Origin of the sequence: Pseudomonas sp. C27(2019) (assembly GCF_008807395.1) — a bacterium.
GTDB lineage: Bacteria > Pseudomonadota > Gammaproteobacteria > Pseudomonadales > Pseudomonadaceae > Denitrificimonas.
In genome coordinates, this window is record NZ_CP043320.1 from 193,080 (window position 1) to 219,201 (window position 26,122).

General features: G+C 48.5%; 29 protein-coding genes, 3 tRNA genes and 1 pseudogene. 22 read left to right on the plus strand and 11 right to left on the minus strand.

Features of this window, described 5'->3' with window-relative positions:
* The first annotated feature begins 87 nt into the window (after positions 1 to 87).
* The 3 genes from FXF61_RS00915 to FXF61_RS00925 all read left to right on the plus strand — a co-directional run bounded on the left by FXF61_RS00915 (position 88) and on the right by FXF61_RS00925 (position 322).
* Positions 88 to 163 (plus strand) — tRNA-Asn (locus FXF61_RS00915).
* 1 nt (position 164) lies between these two features.
* Positions 165 to 241: transfer RNA gene (locus FXF61_RS00920), tRNA-Pro, on the plus strand.
* 6 nt (positions 242 to 247) lie between these two features.
* Positions 248 to 322: transfer RNA gene (locus tag FXF61_RS00925), tRNA-Lys, on the plus strand.
* Positions 323 to 462: 140 nt separating this feature from the next.
* Here FXF61_RS00925 and ispA read toward each other — a convergent pair.
* From ispA to FXF61_RS00955, 6 genes are all read right to left on the minus strand, one after another.
* A complete protein-coding gene (gene ispA / locus FXF61_RS00930; protein ID WP_151183501.1) occupies positions 463 to 1,350 on the minus strand; it encodes a (2E,6E)-farnesyl diphosphate synthase in 888 nt (295 codons plus the stop codon).
* A complete protein-coding gene (locus FXF61_RS00935; protein WP_151183502.1) occupies positions 1,347 to 1,589 on the minus strand; it encodes an exodeoxyribonuclease VII small subunit in 243 nt (80 codons plus the stop codon). The genes ispA and FXF61_RS00935 overlap by 4 nt, the downstream gene beginning before the upstream one ends.
* Positions 1,590 to 2,014: 425 nt before the next feature.
* Entirely contained in the window at positions 2,015 to 4,357 is a 2,343-nt protein-coding gene (locus FXF61_RS00940) for a bifunctional diguanylate cyclase/phosphodiesterase (RefSeq protein WP_178087235.1), read from the minus strand.
* A gap of 23 nt (positions 4,358 to 4,380) precedes the next feature.
* A complete protein-coding gene (locus tag FXF61_RS00945) occupies positions 4,381 to 5,313 on the minus strand; it encodes an ABC transporter substrate-binding protein (protein WP_151183504.1) in 933 nt (310 codons plus the stop codon).
* 136 nt (positions 5,314 to 5,449) lie between these two features.
* Positions 5,450 to 5,977, minus strand: a complete 528-nt coding sequence (gene ppa / locus FXF61_RS00950; RefSeq protein WP_151183505.1) for an inorganic diphosphatase — start codon at positions 5,975 to 5,977, stop codon at positions 5,450 to 5,452.
* Between the two features lie 134 nt (positions 5,978 to 6,111).
* Complete coding sequence (locus FXF61_RS00955) at positions 6,112 to 6,579, minus strand: GNAT family N-acetyltransferase (RefSeq protein WP_151183506.1); 468 nt, start codon at positions 6,577 to 6,579, stop codon at positions 6,112 to 6,114.
* 145 nt (positions 6,580 to 6,724) lie between these two features.
* Here FXF61_RS00955 and mpl point away from each other — a divergent pair, with 145 nt between their 5' ends.
* The 17 genes and pseudogenes from mpl (at position 6,725) to trpC (ending at position 22,184) form a co-directional block, all read left to right on the plus strand.
* Positions 6,725 to 8,083, plus strand: coding sequence for a UDP-N-acetylmuramate:L-alanyl-gamma-D-glutamyl-meso-diaminopimelate ligase (gene mpl / locus FXF61_RS00960; RefSeq protein WP_151183507.1), 1,359 nt, complete (start codon positions 6,725 to 6,727; stop codon positions 8,081 to 8,083).
* The gene (gene ubiX / locus FXF61_RS00965; RefSeq protein ID WP_151183508.1) at positions 8,080 to 8,712 is read left to right on the plus strand and encodes a flavin prenyltransferase UbiX; all 633 of its coding nucleotides are present in this window, start codon (positions 8,080 to 8,082) and stop codon (positions 8,710 to 8,712) included. Before mpl ends, ubiX begins: the two co-directional genes overlap by 4 nt.
* Positions 8,705 to 8,998 carry a YceK/YidQ family lipoprotein gene (locus tag FXF61_RS00970; protein WP_151183509.1) on the plus strand — a complete coding sequence of 98 codons (294 nt, stop codon included), beginning with the start codon at positions 8,705 to 8,707 and terminating at the stop codon, positions 8,996 to 8,998. The genes ubiX and FXF61_RS00970 overlap by 8 nt, the downstream gene beginning before the upstream one ends.
* Before the next feature lie 180 nt (positions 8,999 to 9,178).
* Positions 9,179 to 9,670 carry a 5-(carboxyamino)imidazole ribonucleotide mutase gene (gene purE, locus FXF61_RS00975; protein ID WP_151183510.1) on the plus strand — a complete coding sequence of 164 codons (492 nt, stop codon included), beginning with the start codon at positions 9,179 to 9,181 and terminating at the stop codon, positions 9,668 to 9,670.
* Between the two features lie 3 nt (positions 9,671 to 9,673).
* Entirely contained in the window at positions 9,674 to 10,756 is a 1,083-nt protein-coding gene (locus tag FXF61_RS00980) for a 5-(carboxyamino)imidazole ribonucleotide synthase (RefSeq protein WP_151183511.1), read from the plus strand.
* A 70-nt stretch (positions 10,757 to 10,826) separates the two neighbouring features.
* The gene (locus FXF61_RS00985; RefSeq protein ID WP_151183512.1) at positions 10,827 to 11,072 is read left to right on the plus strand and encodes a GlsB/YeaQ/YmgE family stress response membrane protein; all 246 of its coding nucleotides are present in this window, start codon (positions 10,827 to 10,829) and stop codon (positions 11,070 to 11,072) included.
* A 12-nt stretch (positions 11,073 to 11,084) separates the two neighbouring features.
* Positions 11,085 to 11,609 carry a DUF3299 domain-containing protein gene (locus tag FXF61_RS00990; protein WP_151183513.1) on the plus strand — a complete coding sequence of 175 codons (525 nt, stop codon included), beginning with the start codon at positions 11,085 to 11,087 and terminating at the stop codon, positions 11,607 to 11,609.
* Positions 11,610 to 11,741: 132 nt separating this feature from the next.
* Positions 11,742 to 12,956 (plus strand): HD-GYP domain-containing protein, encoded by a 1,215-nt coding sequence (locus tag FXF61_RS00995; protein WP_151183514.1) that lies wholly within the window; start codon positions 11,742 to 11,744, stop codon positions 12,954 to 12,956.
* Positions 12,957 to 13,040: 84 nt separating this feature from the next.
* Positions 13,041 to 13,676 (plus strand): annotated as a pseudogene (gene rpe, locus FXF61_RS01000) (ribulose-phosphate 3-epimerase); the annotation flags it as partial.
* A 35-nt stretch (positions 13,677 to 13,711) separates the two neighbouring features.
* A complete protein-coding gene (locus tag FXF61_RS01005; RefSeq protein WP_151183516.1) occupies positions 13,712 to 14,395 on the plus strand; it encodes a phosphoglycolate phosphatase in 684 nt (227 codons plus the stop codon).
* A 292-nt stretch (positions 14,396 to 14,687) separates the two neighbouring features.
* Positions 14,688 to 15,731 carry a selenide, water dikinase SelD gene (selD, locus tag FXF61_RS01010; protein WP_151183517.1) on the plus strand — a complete coding sequence of 348 codons (1,044 nt, stop codon included), beginning with the start codon at positions 14,688 to 14,690 and terminating at the stop codon, positions 15,729 to 15,731.
* A complete protein-coding gene (gene mnmH / locus FXF61_RS01015; RefSeq protein WP_151183518.1) occupies positions 15,728 to 16,831 on the plus strand; it encodes a tRNA 2-selenouridine(34) synthase MnmH in 1,104 nt (367 codons plus the stop codon). Before selD ends, mnmH begins: the two co-directional genes overlap by 4 nt.
* A 349-nt stretch (positions 16,832 to 17,180) precedes the next feature.
* A complete protein-coding gene (gene trpE / locus FXF61_RS01020; protein WP_151183519.1) occupies positions 17,181 to 18,665 on the plus strand; it encodes an anthranilate synthase component I in 1,485 nt (494 codons plus the stop codon).
* 47 nt (positions 18,666 to 18,712) lie between these two features.
* Positions 18,713 to 19,699, plus strand: a complete 987-nt coding sequence (locus FXF61_RS01025) for a diaminopimelate dehydrogenase (RefSeq protein WP_151183520.1) — start codon at positions 18,713 to 18,715, stop codon at positions 19,697 to 19,699.
* Positions 19,700 to 19,741: 42 nt separating this feature from the next.
* Positions 19,742 to 20,335 carry an aminodeoxychorismate/anthranilate synthase component II gene (locus FXF61_RS01030; protein ID WP_151183521.1) on the plus strand — a complete coding sequence of 198 codons (594 nt, stop codon included), beginning with the start codon at positions 19,742 to 19,744 and terminating at the stop codon, positions 20,333 to 20,335.
* The gene (gene trpD, locus FXF61_RS01035) at positions 20,335 to 21,384 is read left to right on the plus strand and encodes an anthranilate phosphoribosyltransferase (RefSeq protein ID WP_151183522.1); all 1,050 of its coding nucleotides are present in this window, start codon (positions 20,335 to 20,337) and stop codon (positions 21,382 to 21,384) included. The genes FXF61_RS01030 and trpD overlap by 1 nt, the downstream gene beginning before the upstream one ends.
* The gene (trpC, locus tag FXF61_RS01040; protein WP_151183523.1) at positions 21,381 to 22,184 is read left to right on the plus strand and encodes an indole-3-glycerol phosphate synthase TrpC; all 804 of its coding nucleotides are present in this window, start codon (positions 21,381 to 21,383) and stop codon (positions 22,182 to 22,184) included. The genes trpD and trpC overlap by 4 nt, the downstream gene beginning before the upstream one ends.
* A 171-nt stretch (positions 22,185 to 22,355) precedes the next feature.
* Here the strand turns inward: trpC and FXF61_RS01045 are convergent, their stop codons facing one another.
* Complete coding sequence (locus tag FXF61_RS01045; protein WP_151183524.1) at positions 22,356 to 22,823, minus strand: hypothetical protein; 468 nt, start codon at positions 22,821 to 22,823, stop codon at positions 22,356 to 22,358.
* A 304-nt stretch (positions 22,824 to 23,127) separates the two neighbouring features.
* On the opposite strand from FXF61_RS01045, the gene coaE reads away from it, so the two are divergent.
* Entirely contained in the window at positions 23,128 to 23,739 is a 612-nt protein-coding gene (gene coaE, locus FXF61_RS01050) for a dephospho-CoA kinase (RefSeq protein WP_151183525.1), read from the plus strand.
* Entirely contained in the window at positions 23,736 to 23,927 is a 192-nt protein-coding gene (gene yacG / locus FXF61_RS01055) for a DNA gyrase inhibitor YacG (protein WP_151183526.1), read from the plus strand. Before coaE ends, yacG begins: the two co-directional genes overlap by 4 nt.
* An 83-nt stretch (positions 23,928 to 24,010) precedes the next feature.
* Here yacG and FXF61_RS15040 read toward each other — a convergent pair whose 3' ends face one another.
* From FXF61_RS15040 to FXF61_RS01060, 4 genes are all read right to left on the minus strand, one after another.
* Positions 24,011 to 24,142, minus strand: a complete 132-nt coding sequence (locus tag FXF61_RS15040) for a hypothetical protein (protein ID WP_256663472.1) — start codon at positions 24,140 to 24,142, stop codon at positions 24,011 to 24,013.
* 324 nt (positions 24,143 to 24,466) lie between these two features.
* Entirely contained in the window at positions 24,467 to 24,598 is a 132-nt protein-coding gene (locus FXF61_RS15045; protein ID WP_256663473.1) for a hypothetical protein, read from the minus strand.
* Between the two features lie 324 nt (positions 24,599 to 24,922).
* Entirely contained in the window at positions 24,923 to 25,054 is a 132-nt protein-coding gene (locus FXF61_RS15050; RefSeq protein ID WP_256663473.1) for a hypothetical protein, read from the minus strand.
* 347 nt (positions 25,055 to 25,401) lie between these two features.
* Positions 25,402 to 26,064 carry a 7-cyano-7-deazaguanine/7-aminomethyl-7-deazaguanine transporter gene (locus FXF61_RS01060; protein WP_151183527.1) on the minus strand — a complete coding sequence of 221 codons (663 nt, stop codon included), beginning with the start codon at positions 26,062 to 26,064 and terminating at the stop codon, positions 25,402 to 25,404.
* Positions 26,065 to 26,122 lie beyond the last annotated feature (58 nt).

Genomic DNA, 26,122 nt, shown 5'->3' on the forward strand with positions numbered 1-26,122 from the left:
TGGGTGTTGACAAGGTTTGATATATCGGTAGAATGTCGCACCACAGATAAGGCGAACTTAGAAAGAGTTCAACGAAACCTGTAATGTTCCGCGATAGCTCAGTTGGTAGAGCAAATGACTGTTAATCATTGGGTCCCTGGTTCGAGTCCAGGTCGTGGAGCCATCGGGGTATAGCGCAGTCCGGTAGCGCGCCTGCTTTGGGAGCAGGATGTCGGGAGTTCGAATCCCCCTACCCCGACCATTTTTTGGGTCGTTAGCTCAGTGGTAGAGCAGTTGGCTTTTAACCAATTGGTCGTAGGTTCGAATCCCACACGACCCACCAACATATTTGCTTTTTAAGTAGATATTAAGCGCTTAGCAGAGATTGCTAAGCGCTTTTTTGGTTTTTAAGGTTTGAAAATAAACCCCTGTATGCTGGTGCTACAGTGCTCGCGCAGATACCCTTGCTATAAGCTCAGAAACTTAATGGCTGCGCGAGACAATATAGTCGGCTAAGTGGCGTAGCTGGTCAGCGCGCTGATCAAAATCGGCTAGCGCCTGATGTGCTTGTTTTCTAAGTGCTTCGGCATATTGCTTAGCTTGCTCTAGACCTAAGAGGGCAGGATAGGTTGGTTTAGCATGCTCAAGATCGCTGCCTTGCTGTTTGCCTAAGGTTTGCGTATCGCTGGTGACATCGAGAATGTCGTCTTGCACTTGAAAGGCTAGGCCAATTGCTTGTGCGTAGTCGGTCAGTTTCTGCAGAACCTGTGGCGTGGCTTGGCCGCTAGCAATTGCACCTAATTGTACGCTGGCTTGAATTAAAGCACCTGTTTTATGTCGATGCATCCACTCTAGGGTTGACTGGCTGATGGTTTTGCCAACAGAGCTTAAATCAATCGCTTGTCCACCGACCATGCCTGTAGCGCCTGATGCTTTTGCCAGTATTGTCAGCATATCTAACCGATGTTGACTGCTGATGGGTGAGAGCGTGCTATCACAAAGCGCCTCAAATGCTAATGACTGCAGGGCGTCGCCCGCTAAAATTGCATAGGCTTCGTCAAACGCTATATGTGTTGTTGGCTGCCCACGCCTTAGTGCATCATCATCCATTGCTGGTAGATCATCATGCACCAGTGAGTAAGCATGAATCAGCTCAGCTGCACAGGCTGCACCATAGGCTTGCTTGATGTCACCACCTAGCGCTTGGCAGCTGGCAAACACTAATAGTGGTCGCACGCGTTTGCCGCCATTCATAACGCTATAGCGCATCGCAGCATATAGGCGCTCAAGCTCAGTGCTAGGTGCTTGTAAAAGCTGCTCAAGCGCAGCATCGACGTGAGTTTGGCAGAAACGCTGGTAATCGGTGATCAAGGCAGTGTACTTCCGTCCAGTGGTTTTTCGATCAAGGTGCCGTTTTGCTCAAGTAGAGTTTGCACGCGCTGCTCTGCATCCTGTAGTGCGCTTTGGCAATCACGTGTTAAGCCAATACCTTGCTCAAAGGTTGCAAGTGACTCTTCAAGTGATAAGTCGCCGCTTTCAAGGCGCTCAACGAGTACTTGCAGTTCATTTAAAGATTGCTCAAAACGGGGGTCTTTTTTCTGGCGAGCCATATCAATCCTCATAAGGTAGTGCAGCAGGTGTTCAGAATACAGTCCAAGTGTGGGGTGATTCAGCGCGCCAAACACGGGACGGTACAAAGTATAGCAGCACTGCTTGTTGAGCTAAATTATTTCAGCTACCGTGCGTGCCATGCGCAGGGTTAAAGCGCTAATGGCTATCGTTGCTAGACTATTTATTGCTTGCCGGTACTTTGTGTGTCGTTTTGTATTCGCTGTGATAAAGAAAATCAATCTATGTCACACGATGTTTGCGAGCGTTTGACTGCTTAGTTGGCAAAAAATACGACGTAGCGTGCTGATAACGCTAAGCTGCCAGGCTATGTTGTGAAAATCCTGTTGAAGTAGGCTTGGCTTTGTTTGAGAAAACGATGATATTAGCGCTGGATACACCCTGCTGAAGCTGGCTAAAGCATAATTTAATACAGTTTGAGTGTGTGAGCGTTGGTGAAGTGTTCTATGGCCGGTTGTGCAGCAGAGAAATAATAGCCTTGTAAGCGCTGGCAGCCGTGCTGGCGCAGAAACGTGGCTTGCTCTGCTGTTTCTACACCTTCGGCAACCACTTCGAAATCGAGGTGTGCGGCTATGGTTAAAATGCCTTGTATCAGCGCAATCGATTGTTGACAGTTGGGCAGCTCAGCAACGAACTCACGATCAATTTTGATACCGTCAAACTGGAAACGTTTGATATAGGTAAGCGAAGAGTAGCCGGTACCAAAGTCGTCTAAAAACAACAGTAGGCCTGCTGCTTTGAGCTGTGCAAGGGTGTTGTGTACTTGCGAGCCGCTGTCGAGCAAAGTGTTTTCCGTGATTTCTAATTCAATCAATCGTGCAGGTGTTTGCTCTTCTTGCATGATGCTGAATAATGAGCCAGCCAAATCAGCTTGTAAAAAGTCTAAGGGTGATAAATTTACTGCAATGCGCAGTGGTGTACCTTGATTGCTCCAAGCGGTTGCTTGTCGGCAAGCGGTGCGAAATACCCAGCGCGACACATCTAAGATCATTCCACTTTCCTCGAGCAATGGAATGAATTTATCTGGGCTGACTAAGCCGCGAGAGCTGGAACGCCAACGCAGGAGTGCTTCCATAGCAACAGGTCGGTTTGCGTTATTGATTTGCGGTTGATAAAACAGCTCGAATTCATCATGGCTCAATGCATGGCGCAATTCATCAGTCAATTGCTGACGTAAAGCGGCATCTGTAGCCAAGTCAGCGTTAAAGCTAACAAAAGCATTGCGGCCGATCTTTTTTGCACGATACAGCGCAAGGTCAACATGCTTAAGCAATTGTACGGTGCTGCCTGCCGCGTCTTGGCTGTATGCAATACCAATGCTTGCGGTGACAAATAATTCATATTGCACAATTTTGAAAGGTTCTTTAAAAGCACTGAGCAGTTGTTCGGCGACAACCTCTGCTTGCTCAAGAGAAGCACCTTGTAATGCCAGCAAAAATTCATCGCCACCCAAACGAGCCAAGGTATGTTTGTGCGCAGTAATATCCTGCAAACGGTTTGCAACAGCCTGCAGCAGTTGGTCGCCAATTTGATGGCCGACCCCGTCGTTAAGCTGTTGAAAGCGATCAAGGTCGATGAGGATAAGACTAAGCTCTAGATTGGCCTTTAGGGTTTGCTCGACGTAGTCAAGAATATTGTTACGGTTGAGTAGGCCTGTTAACACATCATGGTTAGCAATGTAGTGCAAACGCTGTTCGGCTTGTGTGCGCTCGCTAATATCGTTGAGCAGTAGTAATGTGTAGTTTTTGTCGTTACGTGCGAACGTGCTGATAGCTGCTTCTGCTGTTAATCGTTTTGTATTGCGATCAATCAACAGTAAGGCGGTTTTGCGTGAGCCGTCCACCAGTTGTTGCCACTGCTCGGCATTGCTAAATAATTGCTCTGGATTGCTCGCGCACAGCTGTGGCGTGTTCATGTTGAAAATTTGCTGTGCGGCGGGGTTGGCTTCAATGATTGTATGCTGATCAGTGATAACCAGCAGACCTACCGGCGCGGCATTGATTAGATTACGCAGCATCATTTCGCTTTCACTAAGGGTTTTATGATTGCTTTCAAGCTGCTGAAGCATGTTATTGATGTCTGTGCCCAGTTGGCTGATTTCATCTTGGCCATGTAAATGAGTGCGAACTTGAATATCGCCAGCGGCATAGCGCTGCGTTACATCACCAATATGGGTGATGCGCCTGACCACAAGCTGAGAATATAAACGGTTTAAAATAAAGCCTAGTGCCAGCAGCAAGAGCAATGCTTGACTTAAATACAGCCAAGCATTGTTGGTTGTTTGCTGCAAGAAAGGAGAGAAGTCCAGCTCAACCAATAGGGCTGCAGACTGTTCACTGTTGCTAAAACGCATGCGACTTAGCGGGTATATTGCCAGGTAGCGTTGATCTTTGAGCAAGTGCCATGATGGGGTGTGCTTATGCATTAATTTAATCATTTGCTGATCATCAAGTTGGCTGCGAATACTGGCCTCTAAGCCGAGGCGTGTAGCAGCAACTGTATGCAATTGCGAGTTGATCACTGCAGCCCATTGCACGTTGGGTAAGCTGCCAAACTCAGTCAGCTCAGTTGCCATCTCTTCTATGCGGTTGAGGCGAAGGTGATCATCGAGGCTGCTTTGCAATTGGACCAGCATGTGGTTGGTGTAGTTACGCCATGAGTTAAGCGCATTTTTTTGGCTGATGGGCAACTGAATAAGTATTAACAGAATGGCGAAAATGAGTGCAAAAACACCCAGCAGTGTAGGCATTGAGCAGCGAAGGGAGTAACGGCTTAACATCTGTCACCTGTGCAGCGGGGTAGCAGTTGCTTGTTGTCAATCGGCTGCTTTTGTAAGCGGCTAGTGAGCATATAGGTCTGCAGCTGTTCTATGCTGGCAGCTAAAAAATCTTGCTCAAAGTAACGCGTGTTGAGCGCTTTATCACCCATAACAATACCGTTGAGGGTAAATATGAGTGATTGTTCGTCTAGGCCTAGGCGCTTATGGATACGAGGATCGAGTTTGCTGCGGTGCTCAAACCAAGTCTCAAGGCTGCTAAACCAAAGTGCACGTAAGCGTTTGCGTAATTTTGGATTGCTGCGTTCACGGTTTACAACAAGTACATCAATGATTTCGCCAGGCAGGTCGCGACTGGTAAACAATGGTACTAAACCTATTGTTTCGAGCTGTGTATGCACAGAAGCATGATTAATAGATGCATCTATGCTGTTGTCTTTGAGAGCGTCTACGTGCAGATACAAGGGTAGATTAACGACTTGAATATCACCAGCTGATAATTGGGCTTTGCTTAAAATACGTGATAAAAAATAAGCACCTAGGGTGCCACCTTCAGCAGCGATGCGTTTACCTTTAAGTTCGCGGATATGCGCTACGTCTGGACGCGCATAAAGGACGTCAGCCCCAGCAGAAATATTGGTGATAAGTACTATTTCAATGTCGTGGCCAGAGCTTTGCAGCAAGATGGCTTCATCTAGCGTCAGCATCGCGGCATCGAGTAGGCCGTTGTGCATGCCGCGAATGACGCCGTTTGATGTTGAGTATTCAACCAGGCGGATGTTGGCTGTAGCAGCCCAGCCGAGCTCATCAGCAAGGTAGACTGGCGCGTAACCGAGCCAGCGGTTGCTGCCAATGCGCAGAGGTTCGGGTTCATTGCTGCAGCCGAGTATAAAACTGCCACACAGTAGGGCAAGCAAGAATAGACGCATTGATAAAATCCATTTGCTCAATAGAGTACAGTTTGAGACTTGCCAAATTACAGATGTTTGAAAGTTTAAGAAAAATGCTTACTACATTTATCATTAAAGACCGATGTAGTACATCGGTCTTTAATTGGTGCTTAAATTATTTTGTATAGGCAGCCACGGCTTTAGAGATTTCTTCGCGCGCAGCGGCAGCGTTACCCCAGCCTTCAACTTTTACCCACTTGCCTTTTTCTAGATCTTTGTAGTTCTCAAAGAAATGCTTGATTTGCTCAATCAGTAAGGGTGGCAGATCAGTGTACTCATGCACATCATTATACAGCTGAGTGATTTTTTCATGTGGTACAGCAATCAGTTTAGCGTCACCGCCGGCTTCATCGGTCATATGTAATACACCAATTGGGCGTGCACGAATCACTGCGCCTGGAGCCACAGGGTAAGGGGTGACCACTAGCACATCCAGAGCATCACCATCATCAGCGAGAGTGTTAGGAATAAAGCCATAGTTGGCGGGGTAGAACATCGGCGTAGCCATAAAACGGTCAACCATCAGGGTGTCGGTTTCGGTGTCAATTTCATACTTGATCGGCGCATGATTGGCTGGGATTTCAATCGCTACGTAGATGTCGTTAGGAACGTCTTTACCCGCGGGGATTTTGCTATAGCTCATTTGTATATCCAAATTAAAATAGAAAAGTGAAGCGATTATAGGCGCATTCGTTAGCGTATACCATGTATAGCTACGCCTCGGTTAATTGCACAGGTTGCTGTTGTTGCGTTGCTAAATATGTGGCTGGGTAAAGGTCAACGCTGAGACCATAACTGTGTGCCTTGTATGGGTAAGATATAGTTTCTGAAATGCTTATCTTCTAAAAAACCAGCTGACTCATAGAGGCGCTGGGCGATATCATTACTGGCAAGAATCGATACACGCAAGCGCACAACATTATTGCTGCGGGCTTGCTCAGCAACCACTTTCAGCAATTGATTGGCAACCTGTTTGCGGCGCGCTTCTTCAGCGACATACAAGTCATTAATGATCCAAATTGGACGCAATGATACCGATGAGAAACTCGGATAGACCAAGCAGAAACCCAACGCTGTATCGTTTTCATAGGCCAGTAAAATAATGGCTTCTTTATTGTTAAGGCGTTCTAATAAGAAGTCTTTTGAAGCCTCAAGTTGCGGCATAGCGCCATAGAGTTCACGGTAGCGGATAAACATCGGTAGCAAGTGGTCTAGATGTTCTAGGCCGGCAGAAATAATGCGCATGGCAATTCTCTTTATATTAAGGCGGCAGTAGTGTTAGCAATCGTGCCTTAAAAGCGTATAGGGATGCAAATGTGTTGCTGCGACTCGATAGGCGATTGTAGCCTGTTGATTATGCTAATCTTGCTAGCAATTATTTGAGGTCTGTATGCATATTCATATTTTAGGTATTTGCGGCACCTTTATGGGCTCCTTAGCCCTGCTAGCCAAAGAACTAGGGCATCGCGTTACTGGCTCTGATGCCAATGTCTATCCACCGATGAGTACGCAGCTTGCAGAACAGGGTATTGAGCTGATGCACGGCTATCAGCCTGAGCACTTGCAGCCTGCGCCCGATGTGGTGGTGGTGGGTAATGCGTTGTCGCGCGGTAATCCTGCAGTTGAATATATGCTCGACGTGGGCTTGCCGTATGTTTCAGGTCCGCAGTGGCTGGCGGAGCATGTGTTGCAAGGGCGCTGGGTGATGGCGGTCGCCGGTACTCACGGCAAAACCACTACCAGCAGCATGTTGGCATGGATTTTAGAGTATGCCGGTATGCAGCCAGGCTTTTTAATTGGTGGTGTGCCGCAAAATTTTGGCGTCTCTGCGCGTTTAGGTGCAACTGATTTCTTTGTGGTTGAAGCGGATGAATATGACAGTGCGTTTTTTGATAAGCGCTCTAAGTTTGTACATTACCGCTCGCGCACCACGGTACTCAATAACTTAGAATTTGATCATGCAGATATCTTCCCTGATTTAGCAGCGATTGAACTGCAGTTCCACCATTTGTTGCGTACCGTGCCGAGCAATGGTTTGGTGATTTATCCTGCGCGCGAGCAAGCGCTGCAGCGGGTGGTTGAGAAAGGCTGCTGGGCGCCCGTACAAACCACCGGGCCTGATGGGCAGTGGCAAGCGCATTTGCTTAAAGATGATGGTTCTGATTTTACTGTGTGGTTGGATGGTGTTGAACAGGGGCGGGTGCAATGGTCGTTGACCGGGCTGCATAACGTGGCCAATGCGCTGGCGGCGTTAGCGGCAGCGCGGCATGTTGGCGTGACTGCTGAGCATGGTGCACAAGCTTTAGCTGGGTTTGAGAATGTTAAGCGGCGTATGCAAAAAATCGCACAGGTCGCTGGCGTAACGGTGTATGACGATTTTGCCCATCACCCCACCGCTATTGCCAGCACCTTAGATGGTTTACGCAAGCAAGTTGGCCAGCAGCGCATTATTGCCGTGATTGAGCCGCGCTCCAATTCTATGAAGCTGGGCGCACACCGTGAAGGTTTAGCGCCGTCAACTGCATTGGCTGACTATGTGTTCTGGTATGCGCCGGATAACCTTGGCTGGGATTTGGCCAGTACTGTGGCTGATGCGCCGGTGCTAACGCAGGTCTGCAACAGCTTGCAAGCGATCATAGATGGTGTTTTAGCGTTGCTCGAACCGGGCGCGCAAGTGGTGATTATGAGCAATGGTGGTTTTGGCGGGATTCATGCGCAACTGGTGGAAGCCTTGGAGGCGATGCAATGATGGGTCCGCAACGGATTACTTTAGCGATGACCGGCGCCTCGGGTGCGCAATACGGTTTACGTTTACTCGATTGCTTGGTGCAAGAAGAGCGCGAAGTACATTTTTTGATCTCTAAAGCGGCGCAATTGGTGTTGGCCACAGAAACTGACGTGCTCTTGCCGCCCAAACCGCAAGCCATGCAGCAGTTTTTAACTGAGTACACTGGCGCGGCTGCAGGGCAAGTGCGGGTGTATGGTAAAGAAGACTGGATGTCGTCAGTGGCATCGGGTTCTGGCGCGCCCAACGCTATGGTGGTAGTGCCGTGCTCCACGGGAACTTTGTCAGCCATAGCCACTGGCGCTTGCAATAGTTTGATTGAGCGTGCCGCAGATGTGGCACTCAAAGAGCGTCGTCAGCTGATTATCGTGCCGCGCGAAGCACCGTATTCCAGCATCCATTTAGAAAACATGCTGAAACTATCGAATATGGGAGCTGTTATTCTACCCGCCTCGCCCGGCTTTTATCATCAACCACAAAGCATTGATGATTTGGTTGATTTTGTTGTGGCGCGTATTCTAAATGTTTTACAGATCCCGCAAGATATGTTGCCGCGCTGGGGTGAGCATCATCAAGCCGGCTGGGATGAGTAGAGCGCCGCTTGCGTTATTGCTAGTGGCGCTGCTACTCAGCAGTGGTTGCGCCAGTGTGCGCACCTTAGATGCTGCGCAAGCGGGCGCACCGGTGATTTATTCGGGCACGCGCCTGGATTGGTACAGTTTGCAAGGCGGCAGTTATCCGTTACAACGCTTTGGTGCGCAGGCGCCTAAATATGCGGCGCTTGATCTGCCTTTTAGTGTTTTGTTGGATACGCTACTGCTGCCGTGGGCGCTGGCGACTGAGTTGGGCGTTGGCTTAACTGTGCAAGGTGGGCTTTAACGATGCCTATGAGAAAGAGGCATTTGTCGCGAAGCGTTTTAGTAATGCCTAATAAATGCGCTATAATTAGTCGCTTACAAATCTTGACCGTTTCATTAACTAAGCCACGCCATGTAGCGTGGTTTGTTATTTTTGCCGCGCCAAAGCAAATAGGCGCCCAAACCTGAAGAGGCAACACTGATGAGTCCATTGGTAGGCGTGATTATGGGTTCCAAGTCGGATTGGAGCACAATGAGCCACAGCATAGACATGCTGGAAACCCTCGGCATTCCCTATGAAGTGCAAGTGGTGTCGGCGCACCGCACCCCTGACCTGTTATTCAGTTATGCTGAGCAAGCTCATCAACGTGGTATTGAGGTAATTATCGCCGGTGCTGGTGGCGCAGCGCATTTGCCGGGTATGTGTGCAGCAAAAACGCACTTGCCAGTCTTGGGCGTACCTGTACAGTCATCGATGCTCTCTGGAGTTGATTCGTTATTGTCGATCGTGCAGATGCCTGCAGGCGTGCCGGTAGCGACTTTGTCCATCGGTAAAGCGGGCGCAGTTAATGCAGCCCTTTTGGCCGCCAGCATCATAGGCCACCAGCACCCAGAGTTTCACGTGGCGCTCAATGCCTACCGTGAGAAACAAACACAAACAGTATTAGATAACCCAGATCCACGAGAGGCTTAAACAATGAAGGTTGGCGTGATTGGTGGTGGGCAGCTCGGGCGTATGTTAGCGCTGGCGGGAACCCCTTTAGGAATGCAGTTTACCTTTCTTGATCCAGCAGTGGATGCCTGTGCAGCAGTCGTCGGTGAGCACTTGCTAGCGGACTATGATTCGCCAACGCACTTAGAGCAGTTAGCGCAATCAGTTGATCTGGTGACGTTTGAGTTTGAAAGTGTTCCCGCCGAAACTGTAGCTTTTTTAGAACAGTTCGTTCCTGTCTACCCCAGTGCACATGCATTACGTATTGCTCGTGATCGCTGGTTTGAAAAGAGCATGTTTAAAGAGTTGGGTATCCCCAGCACCGAATTTGCCGATGTGCTTTCACAAGCTGATTTAGAATCAGCTGTGGCGCAGATTGGTTTGCCCGCGGTATTGAAAACACGCACCTTAGGCTATGACGGCAAAGGCCAGAAAGTATTGCGTGAGCCCGCCGACGTGCTGGATGCTTTTGCTTATTTAGGTAACGTGCCGTGCATTTTAGAAGGCTTTGTGGCTTTTACCGGCGAGGTCTCTCTGGTCGCAGTGCGCGCTCGGGATGGCCAAGTCAGCTGTTATCCATTGGTGCACAACACACATAACGATGGTATTTTGCATCTGTCGATTGCCAGTCATAATCACCCTTTGCAAACGCTTGCCGAAGATTATGCCAGTCGTGTTTTAAACCAGCTTGAGTATGTGGGTGTACTGGCGTTTGAGTTTTTTGAAGTGGATGGCGGTTTAAAAGCCAACGAAATTGCCCCGCGTGTGCATAATTCTGGGCACTGGACCATAGAGGGCGCGCAGTGCAGCCAGTTTGAGAACCACTTGCGTGCTGTCGCTGGTTTGCCGCTCGGATCTACTGAGGCTGTAGGCCATAGTGCGATGCTGAACTTTATTGGTAGTGTACCGCCAGCAGAGCAGGTGTTAGCCATTGCTGATTGCCATTTACATGATTATCACAAGGCTGCCAAAGTTGGCCGTAAAGTCGGACATGCCACCTTGCGCAGTGAGGATGCCAAGCAGTTGCAGCAAAAGATTGCAGAACTTGAGGCGCTTTTAAAGAATTAAGAAGCACAGGGTTGCATAACTGTAAGGCTGCCTAGTAAGAACACCATTCACAGCACTGTAGAGGATGTATATGGGAATCTTAGGCACATTAGTTATCGGTTTTTTGGTAGGTATTATTGCCCGTATTTTAAAGCCGGGTCCCAGTGGTATGGGCTGGGTCATGACCATTATTTTAGGCTTGGCCGGTTCTGTTATTGCCACCTATAGTGGGCAGGCGCTGGGTATTTATCATGCAGGTGAGCCTGCAGGTTTTATTGGTGCTGTGCTGGGCGCTGTGGCCTTGCTGTTTATCGCTGAAGCGCTACGCAAGCGCTAACGGGTGGTCTGCATGCGTTTTTTATTGCTCGGTATAATATTGTTTGTTGGTGTTGCTCAAGCGACGCTGGAAGAAACAGATTGGCTCGATCTTTTGCCTGAATCAGATCGACAAGCATTATTTGATATGCCTGAAATCAAACATGATACGCCGGAAGCTGAAAGTGGTTTTTATGTGCCCGGCGGCTTGCGTTCGACAGATAAAGATTTACCTGCAGTGATGTATTCTGCACAAACAGTTCCCGAGTTTGATGGCCGTAAGATCTTATTAGGTGGTTATCCTGTACCTTTAGAAACCAATGATAAAGGTAACTTTGTTGAGTTCTTTTTGGTGCCATACCCTGGCGCTTGCATTCATGTGCCGCCACCGCCGCCTAATCAAATTATTCTTGTGCGTTATCCGCAAGGTGTTGATTTGCAAGATATCTATGCACCGTTGTGGGTTAAAGGCATCTTGCGAGTGCAAGCCAGTAGTAATGAGCTGGCTGATTCTGCCTATACAATTGAAGCGCAAACCGTTGAGCTTATTACGGAGTAGGTAAGGATAATGAATTTGTAATGCCTAGCCATTGTTAAAAATATGAGTGCTTGGGGGTTGAATAGCTTCTTAAGTGTAAAAACATCATAATCATATAATTAATAGACAGTACAAGTGTTAGCGAGTCAGTAGATGCTTAAGAAAATCGCTGTAGCCGATATTAAACAAGGAATGTATTTGCATGAGCTCTGTGGCTCATGGATGGATCACCCGTTTTGGAAGGCAGGTTTTGTGTTAAATGACCCTGCTGATCTGCAGAGCTTGAAGAACAGTGCGGTAACAGAAGTTTGGATTGATACATCTAAAGGCTTAGATTTGCCAGTATCTGTTGTCAGTGAAGATCCAGAGCAAGTACAAATTCGTGCTGAGGCGGTGCTGCAAGCCGCTGCTGCACCACCGCCAAAACCAGTCACGATGTCCGGTGAGATCAAACGTGCGCTGCTGATCTGTGAGCGTTCTAAGCATGCAGTCATCAGTATGTTTACTGAAGTGCGCATGGGTAAAGCCATTGATATGAGCGGTGCTGATGCATTGGTAAGCGATATCACTGAGTCGATTTTGCGCCATCCTTCGGCGCTACTTAGCTTGGTGCGCTTAAAAAAGGTCGATGAATACACTTACATGCATTCAGTTGCGGTCTGCGCACTAATGATTGCGCTGGCGCGTCAACTTGATTTGGGTGATGAGCTCGTACAGCAAGCGGGTGTTGCAGGTTTGATGCATGATGTCGGCAAGATGATGATTGATGACAGCATTCTTAACAAGCCTGGGCGACTTACTGATGAAGAATTTGAGAAAGTTCGTTTGCACCCTGTGTATGGGGCAAAATTGCTGCTAGAGAGTGATCCTGCGATTAATCCTCAAGTCTACGATGTTTGTTTGCACCATCATGAAAAGTATGACGGCAGTGGTTATCCAAAGAGTTTGAAAGGCGAGAATATTAGCTTATTTGCACGTATGGCGGCCGTTTGTGATGTTTATGATGCGATTACCTCTGACCGGCCTTATAAAAAAGGTTGGGGGCCTGCTGAGTCATTACAGCGCATGGCGCAATGGCAGGGGCATTTTGACCCACTCATATTTCAAGCATTTGTTCGGGTGATGGGTATTTACCCCGTGGGTTCACTTGTACGCCTGAGCAGTGGCCGTTTGGCTATTGTCACGGAAAAAAATGAGCAGAATTTACTAAAACCTAAAGTAAAAGTGTTTTTCTCTAGTAAATCAAATCTGCCAATAGAGCAGGAAGTGGTTGATTTGGCGCAGGCTGGCTGCACAGAAAGTATCAGTGCCCGTGAGCGCATTGAAGACTGGGGCTTTCGCAACCTTGATGACCTCTGGGTTGAATAATTGCGCTAAGATAACGCCTTTCGCGTATGTTCATATGGCCTTGGCCAAAATCGCCGCTTAAATTTTTCTTACCGTGAGGACGTTATGCAGCCTTTTGTAATTGCACCATCTATTTTATCAGCAGACTTCGCGCGCCTCGGTGAGGATGTTGACCGTGTGTTAGCCGCAGGTGCTGACACCGTACACTTTGATGTGATGGATAACCATTATGTGCCCAACTTAACCATTGGCCCGATGGTCTGTAGTGCGTTGCGTAAATACGGTATTACTGCGCCGATCGATGTGCATTTGATGGTTAAACCGGTTGATCGTGTGATTGGCGATTTTATTGAAGCCGGTGCCAGTTATATTACTTTCCATCCAGAAGCCTCAGAGCATGTTGATCGTTCTTTACAGTTGATCAAACAGGGTGGCTGCAAAGCAGGTTTAGTGTTTAATCCGGCCACGCCTTTAGATGTGCTTAAGTATGTGCTCGATAAAGTCGATATGGTGTTGTTGATGAGCGTTAACCCAGGCTTTGGTGGGCAGTCATTTATTCCAGGTACCCTGGATAAATTACGTGAAGCGCGTGCATTGATTGATGCCAGCGGCTTGCCGATTCGCCTGCAAGTTGATGGCGGTGTCAATGTTAAAAATATTAAAGAAATCGCCCAAGCAGGTGCTGATACCTTTGTCGCCGGCTCTGCGATTTTTAATGCGCCGGATTATGCTCAGGTTATTGCGGCCATGCGTGCAGAGCTGGCAGGTGTTAAATAATGAAAACCTTGCTTAATGTGTCAGGTGGCAAACTGCCCAAACTGATGATGTTTGATTTAGATGGCACCTTAGTTGACTCAATACCCGATTTGGCTGCAGCCACTGATGCTATGTTGCTGCAGTTAGGTCGCGTCCCTGCTGGCATTGATAAGGTACGCAATTGGGTTGGTAATGGTGCGCCTGTCTTGGTGCGCCGCGCTTTAGCGGATGACTTTGATCATCACGCGATCACGGCTGAGCAAGAGGCAGAGGCGCTTGCTGTTTTTATGCAGGCCTATGGTTCGGGTTATGCGCTGACGAGCTTATACCCTGGTGTTTTAGATACATTGGCGACGCTGCAAAAACTAGGTATTAAACTGGCCTTAGTGACCAATAAGCCAGAGAAATTCTTGCCTGAACTGCTAGCTGAAACGCAAATGTCTGGTTTTTTTCAGTGGATTATCGGTGGCGATACCTTGCCGCAGAAAAAGCCTGATCCTGCTGGCTTATTGTGGGTGATGCAGCAAGCAGGTGTGACGCCTGATCAGTGTCTGTTTGTTGGTGATTCTCGTAATGATGTGCAAGCTGCGCATGCCGCTAATGTGGCCTGTGTTGCGGTAACCTATGGGTATAATTACGGTGAGCCGATCAGCGCGGACAACCCAGCTTTAGTGGTGGATGACTTGCGCGAGTTGTTTTTATAATTGCTTGCTTATGCACTGCGCTAGTTAGCTATAGTTGTTCAGTGTTTTAAAGCTTGGCTTGGATTTGCATGGTGGCTCAAATAGCGTTTGATTGGCGCGCTTGCATGCTGCTAGGCAATACAGCTGCTCTTTTTGCAGCTGCTAAGCCCTGTTATTGATAATAGCGAGTACCGCAAAAAATGCTAAAACGCCTGCTGCTTTCGTTGCCGGCGAGCAGGCCGTATTATGTCCAGCTGCAATACATGTATCTACTTAGGGACAGTCGCCAGTGAACAAGCCAGCTAACAGTCAAATGTGCGCATCTACAATACGCTTAACCGAGTACAGCCATGGCGCGGGCTGCGGCTGCAAAATCTCTCCAAAAGTGCTTGATCGAATTTTGGCGTCCAGCTTAACGTTACCCTCTGATGCGAACTTGCTGGTGGGTAACAGCAGCAAGGATGATGCTGCTGCATATGACATTGGTAATGGCCAGGTCATTCTCAGCACCACCGATTTTTTTATGCCGATTGCTGATGATCCGTTTGATTTTGGCCGCATTGCTGCGACCAACGCGATCAGTGATATTTATGCTATGGGTGGTAAACCCATTATGGCGATTGCCATCCTCGGCTGGCCAGTTGATGTGTTGCCAGCAGAAGTCGCCCAGCGAGTGATCGAAGGCGGTCGTCAGGCCTGTGCCGAAGCGGGCATTATGTTGGCCGGTGGTCATAGCATTGATTCGCCGGAACCCATTTTTGGTTTAGCAGTGACTGGCATTGTCAGTAAAGATCAGCTCAAGCAAAACAACACTGCAACGGCGGGTTGTCGGCTGTATCTGACTAAGCCGCTTGGTGTCGGCATTTTAACCACCGCGCAAAAGCAGAAAAAATTACGTGCTGAGCATGAATTTCTAGCGCGAGATGTGATGTGTCAGATGAATAAAGTGGGTGCTGAAGTGGCACACTTGCCAGGTGTTGAAGCCATTACTGATGTTACCGGTTTCGGTTTGATGGGGCATTTGCTGGAAGTCTGTGAAGGCAGTGGCGTTAATGCGCTGCTGTATGAGCAATATATTCCATTACTGCCACCAGTGCGTGATTACATTGCCCAAGGGTGTTTGCCCGGTGGTACTACGCGTAACTTTGAATCCTATGGCGATAAGCTTGCACCGTTAAGCGATGAGCAGCGCGCCCTGTTTTGTGATCCGCAAACCAGTGGCGGTTTATTAATTGCGGTGCAACCACAGCATGCCGCGGTGTTAGAGCAGGTGCTTAGTGCGGCCGGCGTCTACGCTCAGTCTATCGGTGAGTTAATCGCAGCACGCAATGACTACCGCATTGAAGTACGTCCATGAGTCGGGCTGACAGCCAAGATTTTGCTCGTCTGTTCTTAACTGACACACCGATGATGGACACACGAGCGCCGCTGGAATTTACTAAGGGTGCCTTTCCGCAAGCGCTTAGCCTGCCATTAATGACGGATGCTGAGCGCGCCAAAGTGGGTACCTGTTATAAGCAGCAAGGGCAATCAGCAGCACTGGCCTTGGGTCATCAGCTGGTGAGTGGTGAGATTAAACAGCGCCGACTTGAGCAGTGGTTGGCCTTTGCCCGCAATAACCCAGACGGCTATTTGTATTGTTTTCGTGGCGGTCTGCGCAGCCAGATTGTGCAGCAGTGGATGCAAGCAGCGGGCTGCGATTACCCGCGCATAATCGGTGGCTATAAAGCCATGCGCCGTTTTCTAATTGATACACAAGAGCAGATTGTGGCGGCCAGTCGTTTTTGTATTTTAGCCGGGCATACCGGTTGCGCTAAAACAGATTTGCTCAATAGTCTTCCTGACAGCATTGATCTGGAAGGTATTGCTCATCACCGAGGCAGTTCCTTTGGTAAGCGTCCGGGTGGCCAGCCCTCGCCAATTGACTTTGAAAATGCCTTGGCAATTGCTTTTTTACGCCAACACCATGCACGGCCCGAGCAGCGCATTCTGCTTGAAGACGAAAGCAAGCTTATTGGACGCTGCGCTATTCCTCTGTCGCTGCGCGAACGCATGGCTGCGGCGCCAATCATTATTGTCACGGCAACTTTAGAGCAACGTGTTGAGCATACGTTTCGTAATTATATTCTGCATAAGTTGCTGGAGTGGCAGCAGGCTGTGGGCGAAGAGGCTGGTTTTGTTGCCTTCAGTGACGATTTAAGTGTTTCATTGCAGAAAATTCAAAAACGTTTAGGCGGCGCACTGTATCAGCAAATTAAGGTGCTGTTACAGCAGGCTCTGGCTGAGCAGCAGCGCGGTGATAACAGCTTGCACCGCGAGTGGATTAGACGTGTCTTAAGCCAATATTACGATCCCATGTATGCATACCAATTGTTGCAAAGAGAAGATGCCATTGAATTCAGTGGCAGCGCAGAACAGGTGCGTGAGTATCTTCTTGAGTCAGCAGGCTCAGTTTAAAAATTAATCAAGCCTGTGCTTAGCTGGTATTTATATAGCTTCTACTAGGCGGCTGTTAGCAGAGTGCATGCAGATCACTCGATAAATACCGTTTATAACAGCGCTTATTGCTGACTTAAATAGTAAAAACTAGCATCTACTGGTTGCGAGTTAACATAGCCTGCGCTAGTGTTAACAAATATTTCAGACCATCCCAAGGGACCCGCTCGTGGTTGTTAATCGCAAACTATTGATAGGCACATTACCAGCGGCATCAGGCCGTTGGCGTTGGCGTGTCTAATTGTTTTTGCTCGCCATTTAGGCAGTATCGTTTGTGTTTGCCCTTTTTTCCTCTTGCCACGAGGCTGATATGACCCACGAAGAATTTTTGCGCTTAGCTGCACAAGGCTACAATCGCATTCCTTTGGCGCGTGAAACACTGGCCGATTTTGATACACCGCTCTCGATTTATTTAAAACTGGCTGATGCGCCTTACTCATACTTACTGGAGTCTGTCCAAGGCGGCGAGAAGTGGGGACGTTTTTCCATTATTGGTTTACCGAGTCGCACCCGCTTGCGTGTCGATGGTAAGCGCGTGCGCGTGATAACCGATGAGCGTGTGGTTGAAGACCTGGATGTGGATGATCCGTTGGCCTTCGTGGAAAGCTTTAAAGCCCGTTATCAAGTACCGACATTGCCCGGATTGCCACGTTTCAATGGCGGCTTAGTGGGCTATTTTGGCTATGACAGCGTGCGCTATGTGGAGCAACGTTTAGCCGAGTGCCCTAACGCTGACCCGCTGGGCACGCCAGATATTTTATTGTTGGTATCCGATGCGGTGGTGGTGTTTGATAATTTATCCGGCAAGCTGCATTTAATTGTTTTAGCTGACCCCAGTAAACCCGATGCCTATCAGCAAGGCTTGGTTGAGCTTGAGTTGCTTAGCGCACAACTACGCAAACCGTTGACCCCGCGCTTGGGTGTTGATTTAAGTGCTATCGATAACACTGAGCCGGATTTTACCTCCAGCTTCAGCCGTGAAGATTACCAAAAAGCTGTTTTACAAATTAAAGACTATATCGCCGCTGGTGACTGCATGCAGGTGGTCATTTCTCAGCGTATGTCGGTGCCTTTTACCGCAGCACCCATTGATCTGTACCGAGCGTTGCGCTGTTTTAATCCAACGCCTTATATGTATTTCTTTAATTTTGCTGAGTTCCATGTGGTCGGCAGCTCGCCAGAAGTGTTGGTGCGGGTTGAAGATGGCTTGGTTACTGTTCGGCCAATTGCCGGTACGCGGCCGCGCGGTGCCACTGAAGAGCAGGATAACGCTCTTGAGCAAGAGTTGCTGGCGGATAAAAAAGAGCTGGCAGAGCACTTGATGCTGATTGATCTGGGACGCAATGATGTCGGTAAAATTGCTCAGACTGGCAGTGTTAAAGTAACGGAAAAGATGATCGTTGAGCGCTATTCTAACGTGATGCATATCGTCTCCAATGTTACTGGCGAGTTACGCGACGAGCTCAACTCCATGGATGCCTTGCGCGCAATTTTACCGGCAGGGACTTTGTCTGGTGCACCGAAAATACGCGCCATGGAAATTATTGACGAGCTCGAGCCGATTAAGCGTGGCGTGTATGGCGGCGCAGTGGGTTATTGGGCCTGGAATGGCAATATGGATACCGCAATTGCGATTCGTACTGCGGTGATTAAAAACGGTCAACTGCATGTGCAGGCCGGTGCCGGTATTGTTTCTGACTCGCAGCCTGAGCTGGAGTGGGAAGAAACGCTAAATAAGCGTCGCGCCATGTTTAAAGCTGTTGCGCTGGCTGAAAAAAGTAAAGCAATCAGCTGATCGTGTATTTAATTGTGTTTATGTTTTAACTGTAAAGGTAGGTCATTATGTCTCAACAAATCAGAGTAGCTATTGCCGGTTATGGCAATTTAGGACGCGGCGTTGAAGCTGCGTTAGCACAGAATCCAGATATGCGATTAGTTGGTGTGTTTAGCCGTCGTGATCCCGCTAGCGTGACCTTGTTGGACAGCAGCGTGCCGGTGCATGCCATGGCTGATATTGAGCAGCACCAAGATGAAGTGGATGTGATGATTCTCTGTGGTGGCTCTAAGTCTGATCTGCCTGAACAAGGGCCGTACTTGGCGCAGTTTTTTAACACTGTCGATAGCTTTGATACCCACGCTAAAGTGCCGGAGTACTACGCCGCGCTGGATCAGTCTGCGCGTGATGCAGGCCGTGTGGCGTTGTTATCCGTTGGCTGGGATCCAGGTTTGTTCTCACTCAATCGCTTATATGGTGAAGCGATTTTGCCAGAAGGTGAAACCTATACTTTCTGGGGTAAAGGGTTGAGCCAAGGGCACTCAGATGCGGTACGCCGTGTGCCAGGTGTTCAATCAGGCGTGCAATACACTTTGCCATCCGAAGAGGCGATTGCGCGCGTGCGTAGCGGTGAGCGTCCTGAGTTGAGCACCCGTGAAAAGCATAAGCGTCAGTGCTTTATCGTGTTGGAAGAGGGTGCGGATGCAGATACTGTGCGTAATAGCATCGTGACCATGGCGGACTACTTTGCAGATTACGATACCGAGGTCAATTTTATTGATCAGGCAACATTCAGCAAAGAACACAGCAGCATGCCACACGGAGGCTTTGTGATTCGCAGCGGTAATACCGGCGTTGATAGCAAGCAAACCATTGAGTATTCGCTAGCGCTGGATAGTAACCCTGAGTTTACCGCCAGTGTGCTGGTGGCCTATGCGCGAGCAGTGCATCGCTTAGCGCGTGTTAACGATATCGGTGCGAAAACCGTGTTTGATATTGCCCCAGGTTTGTTGTCGCCTAAAAGCCCAGCTCAATTACGCAAAGAAATGCTATAAGCCTCTTAATCACATCCCTTAAACGGCTCAGGACCATCTTGTATGCTGCTAATGATCGATAATTACGACTCCTTCACTTGGAATTTGGTGCAATATTTTGCTGAGTTGGGCGCTGAGGTCAAAGTGGTGCGTAATGATGAATACAGTGTGCCTGAATTATTGGCTATGCAACCTGAGCAGGTGGTGATTTCTCCAGGGCCTTGCACGCCCAATGAAGCGGGTGTATCAATTGAGGCGATTAAGGCGTTTGCTGGTTTAGTGCCCATTTTAGGTGTGTGTTTAGGCCATCAAAGTATTGGTCAGGCCTTTGGTGGCAAGGTCGTGCGTGGGCAGCAGCCGATGCACGGCAAAACCAGTCCAATCTATCACCATAATCTAGGGGTGTTTACCGGTCTAAATAACCCATTGACGGCAACCCGCTACCATTCCTTAGTGCTGGCGCCAGACAGTTTGCCTGCAGACTTAAAGGTTACTGCTTGGACACAAACTGAGCAGGGTGAGCTGGAAGCGATTATGGGTGTGCAGCATCGCAGGTTAAATATTGAGGGGGTGCAGTTTCACCCTGAATCAATTTTGACTGAGCAAGGCCATGCTTTGTTAGCAAACTTTTTAAAACAAACGGGAGGGCAGCGTTAGTGGATATTAAAGAAGCGCTGAATCGAGCGGTTGGTCATTTAGATTTAAGCACGGCAGAGATGCAGACGGTGATGCGCCAGATTATGACCGGACAGTGCACTGATGCACAGATTGGCGGGTTTTTAGTCGCCATGCGTATGAAAAGTGAAAGCATCGATGAGATTGTTGGCGCTGTGCAAGTTTTGCGTGAGTTGGCTGAGCCTGTCGTCATCAATGGTGAGTACCTGGTTGATACCTGCGGTACAGGCGGTGATGGCATGAATATTTTTAATGTTTCAACCGCAGCCGCTTTTGTGGTTTCTGCCGCCGGAGGGCGGGTGGCAAAACATGGTAATCGTGCTGTGTCTGGCAAAAGCGGTAGTGCAGATTTGCTTGAGGCAGCAGGTGTTTATTTAGATTTAAGCGCAGAACAAGTCACGCGCTGTATTGAAACAGTGGGTGTTGGTTTTATGTTTGCACCAGCGCATCATGGCGCCATGCGTCATGCCAGTGGCCCGCGGCGTGAACTGGGTTTGCGTACCTTGTTTAATATCTTGGGCCCAATGAGCAATCCGGCGCAGGTAAAAAACCAAGTGATTGGCGTATTCAGCAAGCAGCTGTGCCGCCCGTTGGCTGAAGTATTGTTACGTTTAGGCAGTGAGCATGTCTTGGTGGTACATGCGCAAGATGGTATGGATGAAATCAGTTTGGGTGCGCCGACTTTTGTTGCTGAGCTAAAAGATGGTGAAATTACTGAGTATCGTATTCAGCCAGAAGATTTTGGTATTAACAGCCAGTCATTGATTGGTTTAGAGGTGGATGGTGCTGACGCTTCATACGCCTTGATTCGAGATGCCCTAGGTAAGCGAGAGTCACCTTATGCGCATAAAGCGGCAGAAATGATTGCGCTCAATGCCGGTGCCGCTTTGTATGCAGCAGGCGTAGCCAGCACCTTAAAAGAAGGCGTGGCACGCGCACATGACACCATCTATACCGGTCTTGCTTTAGAAAAGCTATCTGAGTTGGTGTCTTTTACTTCGGTGTTTAAGCAAGAGGCAACAATGGCATGAGCATTCCAACGGTTTTAGAAAAAATCGTCGTGCGTAAGCATGAAGAAGTCGCGCAGCGTAAACAAATAGTGAGTTTGAGCGAGTTGCACACACAAGCTGCTCAAGCCTCGGCACCACGTGGTTTTGCTCGCGCTTTACAAGAGCAAGTGCAAAAGAAAAAACCTGCGGTGATTGCTGAGATCAAAAAAGCATCGCCCAGCAAAGGCGTGTTGCGCGAAGATTTTGTGCCTGAGTGGCTGGCGCAAAGCTATGAGCAAGGTGGCGCAACCTGTTTGTCGGTGCTGACTGATATTGATTTCTTCCAAGGCGCGGACCGCTACTTACAAGAAGCACGTAATGCCTGTTCACTGCCGGTGATCCGCAAAGATTTTATGGTTGATCCGTACCAAATTATTGAGGCGCGTGCTCTAGGTGCCGATTGCGTGTTGTTGATTGCTGCATGTTTAGATGATGGACAAATGCTTGAGCTGGCCGCTGTTGCCAAAGAGATGGGGCTGGACGTGTTAGCCGAAGTACACGACGGAGAAGAGCTTGATCGTGTCTTGACGCATTTAGATACGCCGCTGGTGGGCATTAACAATCGTAATCTGCATACCTTTGAGGTGTCGCTAGAAACTACTCTAGAGTTATTGCCACGCATCCCAGAAGGGCGTCTAGTGATTACTGAAAGTGGCATTTTGCAGCGAACTGATGTTGAGCTCATGGAAATTAACGATGTGCATGCATTTTTGGTGGGCGAGGCATTTATGCGCGCCAGTAATCCAGGTGCAGAACTTAAGCGGTTATTTTTCCCTAAATAAATGCTCATGTAAGCCCTCGTTGCTTAGAGCGTAGACTATGAGCGCACTGGCGAAGTAGATGCCTGCCATGGTGTTTTTTGCCAGTACAATGACTTACTGTTAAGCAAAATAGACGCATGGGTGCCTTTGCATACAGTCGGCTTGCTCTGCATAAGCCGACTGTCTTGTGTGCTAGCCGCGCTGCATGTTGCGAATTAAATAGGACAACGCCCGCGCCAAGTCTTTAGCTGCTTGCTGATTGCGTACGATCGTCAGTATGGCAGTATTCTTATCTTCAGCAAAAATCATGCAGCGCACGCCTTGTGGCGGACAGTCATAATTAACAAACGGGTCGATACCAAATACGTTAATACGATGACTGCGCACTTCTAATGAGCTGTTTTGGCTGCTACGGATTTCTTCTCGGATCAGCAGTTCGCCTTGTTTAGCCACGTTGACACTGTATAAAAAGTCTTGTGGATTACTATAGCCAACCTGATAGCCTGCACGTAATGCATGCTGCGCAAGCAAACTGTTTACTTCAGCTAGCAGCGCGGTACGATTATCTGCAGTGGCGTGTTGTTGTTTAAGTTGCGTAAGATAATTGAGCTGTTCGTCGCTTGTTAAAGCTGCTGGTTCGGCAAAGCAAAGGCTAGACATAAGCAAAAGACTTAATGTTAACCAGTGTTTATATTTAGCAAGCAAAGAGCGGTAAAGGTGTAGGCGCATGTTTAAATCCCTATAAAAGTGGCTGAGCTGAACTGCGTCGTACATTTATCAGCTGCAACTGTGAGGCGAGAGTATAAGCATTAACAACCGTTATGTTGGTGTTTGACTTGCAGCGTAGATTAGCCGATAGAAGGGCTGTCAGGCTGTGATTTTGTTGCCAGTCTTTAATAAAAGAGTGTAACAATCAGATCATTTAATAATGGTTGGTTGTAACAATCAATAAAGGAACAATGTTTTGAGTAAACCGTGGGTGTTAGGGCTGACCGGTGGTATTGGCAGTGGCAAAAGTGCTGCGGCAGATGCTTTTGCGCAGCTGGGTATTGAGGTGATTGATGCCGATCATGCTGCGCGCTGGGTGGTTGAGCCGGGTCGTTCTGCTTTGGCAAAAATAGTAGATCGCTTTGGTGGTGCACTATTGCTCGCTGATGGACAACTTAATCGTGCGGCTTTGCGCGAGCGTATTTTTGCTGAGCCAGAGCAACGGCAATGGTTGGAAGCCTTATTACACCCGTTGATTCGTGAAGAAATTAACCAGTTTTTAGCAGCAGCACAATCGCCTTACGCTATTTTAGTGTCGCCGTTGCTGATTGAATCAGGTCAGTATAAAACCGTCCAGCGCGTACTGGTGGTGGATGTGCCAAGCGAGCTGCAAATGCAGCGAGCGTTGCAACGCGATCAAGTCTCTGAGGCGCAGTTGCGGGCGATTATGCAGGCGCAGTTAGCGCGTGATGAGCGTTTAAAGCATGCTGATGATGTCTTATGTAATGCCGCGGATAAATCAGCTTTGCAGCGAGAGGTGTTACGCTTGCATGATTACTATTTAACTTTGAAAGGGGGTCAAGCATGACTTCAGTAACAACGGTGGCCTGTCCTACCTGTGAAAAGCCTGTCGAATGGGGTGAGCAAAGTCCTTTTCGTCCATTTTGTAGTGAGCGCTGTAAGTTGATTGATTTAGGGGCTTGGGCGTCCGAAGAGCATGTTATTCCAGGCGAGCCGGATTTGGATGCTTTGTTTGGGGATGAATTTAATCATTAAGGGTATCTTTAAGTCTGTAAATAATTTTGTGTTTCCGAAGTACGGTAGACTCGGTGTTCACCAGTAAATCGAAGTTAAAAGCGTCAGGAATTATTTGCGTATACCGTACCGTGCAAGTGCCGTTCTTCCCTCAATGCGCCTTCCTGGCGCAATTCGGGCGCTACGCCATCCATGGCTGCGCTTGCCACGTCACCCGCACGGTACTCATTGATCATTGATGTTGCTTTCGGGTCTGTAGCACGGCTCTTTTAAAGCAGCTTTAATTTAAACTGCCAGATACTGTTTCTTGTTTGGTAAGTACTGCGATCAAGCGAACGACGCAGATAATCACAGTATTCACAACTTTCAGAAACAGACGAGTCTTATATCAATCATGCTCACAACGCCGTTGATCAACGAGTGTTTCGAGGTTGGTGTGACGAGCGCGCCAAGGATGGCGCAGCGCCGGAGTTGAACCCAGGATGGGTTCATCGACGGATAAACACCAATTTCGAAGCACGGCATGCACCGCACCTTCCAGCAAAAAAACACTAAAAGCATCAGGGATTAATTGCGTATACCGTACCGTGCAAGTGCCGTTCTTCCCTCAATGCGCCTTCCTGGCGCAATTCGGGCGCTACGCCATCCATGGCTGCGCTTGCCACGTCACCCGCACGGTACTCATTGATCATTGATGTTGCTTTCAGGTCTGTAGCACGGCTCTTTTAAAGCAGCTTTAATTTAAACTGCCAGATACTGTTTCTTGTTTGGTAAGTACTGCGATCAAGCGAACGACGCAGATAATCACAGTATTCACAACTTTCAGAAACAGACGAGTCTTATATCAATCATGCTCACAACGCCGTTGATCAACGAGTGTTTCGAGGTTGGTGTGACGAGCGCGCCAAGGATGGCGCAGCGCCGGAGTTGAACCCAGGATGGGTTCATCGACGGATAAACACCAATTTCGAAGCACGGCATGCACCGCACCTTCCAGCAAAAAAACACTAAAAGCATCAGGGATTAATTGCGTATACCGTACCGTGCAAGTGCCGTTCTTCCCTCAATGCGCCTTCCTGGCGCAATTCGGGCGCTACGCCATCCATGGCTGCGCTTGCCACGTCACCCGCACGGTACTCATTGATCATTGATGTTGCTTTCGGGTCTGTAGCACGGCTCTTTTAAAGCAGCTTTAACTTAAGCTGGTGTGCGTAGATTTTTATCCCTTAAGTGCGGATATCATGTGAATAACCCACATGGCCAACTCCAACTTAAGAGCTTTCAGAAACAGACGAGTCTTATATCAATCGTGCTCACAACGCCGTTGATCAACGAGTGTTTCGGGGTTGGTGTGACAAGCGCGCCAAGGATGGCGCAGCGCCGGAGTTGAACCCAGGATGGGTTCATCGACGGATAAACACCAATTTCGAAGCACGGCATACATCGCACTCACCAGCCAGTAGTGTAAAAATATCCGCTGTCTACAAAATAACAATCAGCTCACCGCAGGTTTAGCCTCTGCTGGCGCACCCATAAAACGCAATAAAATATTGAGCAGCAAACCATACAGCGGAACAAACAGTAATAAACTGATTAGAATTTTTACAACGTAGTCCACCGCCGCAATCTCAACCCAATGTTCGGCCATAAACGCGTTGCTGCTGTACCAAAAGGCAATGCTAAAAAACACTGCAGTATCCAGTAAATTACCCAACACAGTAGAGGCGGCTGGTGCGATCCACCATTGCTTTAACTGACGCAAACGATCAAATACTTGAATATCGACCAACTGCCCTACTGCATAAGCAGCAAAGCTGGCTAAGGAAATCCGCAGGACAAAGGTATTCAACACCAGCAAAGCACCAGCACCGTGAAACGCGCCTTCCTGAAAAAGCACCGAGACAATATAAGAAGCCAGTAAAGCCGGCAGCATCACGTAAGCAATCACCCGCCGTGCCGGCTGCTTGCCAAGTAAGCGTACGGTGAGGTCGGTGGCTAAGAAAATAAAGGGAAAGCTAAACGCGCCCCAGGTGGTTTGCCAGCCAAACAGTTGTATGGGAAATTGCACAAGGAAGTTACTGGCAATCACAATAAAGATATGGAACGCAATCAGCGTTACCACTGCCACATGTTGCCGTGGGCCAGATAGAATAAGCATAAAACACCTTTTTGAATGGGGTGAGGGAACCATGGGCGCCTAAGCTAGGCGCTGCGAG

Coding starts and splice junctions, on each gene's coding strand:
- FXF61_RS00985 (WP_151183512.1), top strand. CDS start 10,827: ATGGGAATCTTAGGCACATTAGTTATCGGTTTTTTGGTAGGTATTATT.
- FXF61_RS00980 (WP_151183511.1), top strand. CDS start 9,674: ATGAAGGTTGGCGTGATTGGTGGTGGGCAGCTCGGGCGTATGTTAGCG.
- selD (WP_151183517.1), top strand. CDS start 14,688: ATGTGCGCATCTACAATACGCTTAACCGAGTACAGCCATGGCGCGGGC.
- FXF61_RS15050 (WP_256663473.1), bottom strand. CDS start 25,054: ATGATCAATGAGTACCGTGCGGGTGACGTGGCAAGCGCAGCCATGGAT.
- FXF61_RS01005 (WP_151183516.1), top strand. CDS start 13,712: ATGAAAACCTTGCTTAATGTGTCAGGTGGCAAACTGCCCAAACTGATG.
- FXF61_RS00955 (WP_151183506.1), bottom strand. CDS start 6,579: ATGCGCATTATTTCTGCCGGCCTAGAACATCTAGACCACTTGCTACCG.
- FXF61_RS00970 (WP_151183509.1), top strand. CDS start 8,705: ATGAGTAGAGCGCCGCTTGCGTTATTGCTAGTGGCGCTGCTACTCAGC.
- FXF61_RS15045 (WP_256663473.1), bottom strand. CDS start 24,598: ATGATCAATGAGTACCGTGCGGGTGACGTGGCAAGCGCAGCCATGGAT.
- ppa (WP_151183505.1), bottom strand. CDS start 5,977: ATGAGCTATAGCAAAATCCCCGCGGGTAAAGACGTTCCTAACGACATC.
- trpC (WP_151183523.1), top strand. CDS start 21,381: ATGAGCATTCCAACGGTTTTAGAAAAAATCGTCGTGCGTAAGCATGAA.
- mnmH (WP_151183518.1), top strand. CDS start 15,728: ATGAGTCGGGCTGACAGCCAAGATTTTGCTCGTCTGTTCTTAACTGAC.
- FXF61_RS01025 (WP_151183520.1), top strand. CDS start 18,713: ATGTCTCAACAAATCAGAGTAGCTATTGCCGGTTATGGCAATTTAGGA.
- FXF61_RS00990 (WP_151183513.1), top strand. CDS start 11,085: ATGCGTTTTTTATTGCTCGGTATAATATTGTTTGTTGGTGTTGCTCAA.
- yacG (WP_151183526.1), top strand. CDS start 23,736: ATGACTTCAGTAACAACGGTGGCCTGTCCTACCTGTGAAAAGCCTGTC.
- FXF61_RS00935 (WP_151183502.1), bottom strand. CDS start 1,589: ATGGCTCGCCAGAAAAAAGACCCCCGTTTTGAGCAATCTTTAAATGAA.
- FXF61_RS01030 (WP_151183521.1), top strand. CDS start 19,742: ATGCTGCTAATGATCGATAATTACGACTCCTTCACTTGGAATTTGGTG.
- FXF61_RS01060 (WP_151183527.1), bottom strand. CDS start 26,064: ATGCTTATTCTATCTGGCCCACGGCAACATGTGGCAGTGGTAACGCTG.
- FXF61_RS00940 (WP_178087235.1), bottom strand. CDS start 4,357: ATGCCTACACTGCTGGGTGTTTTTGCACTCATTTTCGCCATTCTGTTA.
- FXF61_RS00945 (WP_151183504.1), bottom strand. CDS start 5,313: ATGCGTCTATTCTTGCTTGCCCTACTGTGTGGCAGTTTTATACTCGGC.
- FXF61_RS00995 (WP_151183514.1), top strand. CDS start 11,742: ATGCTTAAGAAAATCGCTGTAGCCGATATTAAACAAGGAATGTATTTG.
- mpl (WP_151183507.1), top strand. CDS start 6,725: ATGCATATTCATATTTTAGGTATTTGCGGCACCTTTATGGGCTCCTTA.
- ubiX (WP_151183508.1), top strand. CDS start 8,080: ATGATGGGTCCGCAACGGATTACTTTAGCGATGACCGGCGCCTCGGGT.
- FXF61_RS15040 (WP_256663472.1), bottom strand. CDS start 24,142: ATGATCAATGAGTACCGTGCGGGTGACGTGGCAAGCGCAGCCATGGAT.
- FXF61_RS01045 (WP_151183524.1), bottom strand. CDS start 22,823: ATGTCTAGCCTTTGCTTTGCCGAACCAGCAGCTTTAACAAGCGACGAA.
- purE (WP_151183510.1), top strand. CDS start 9,179: ATGAGTCCATTGGTAGGCGTGATTATGGGTTCCAAGTCGGATTGGAGC.
- trpE (WP_151183519.1), top strand. CDS start 17,181: ATGACCCACGAAGAATTTTTGCGCTTAGCTGCACAAGGCTACAATCGC.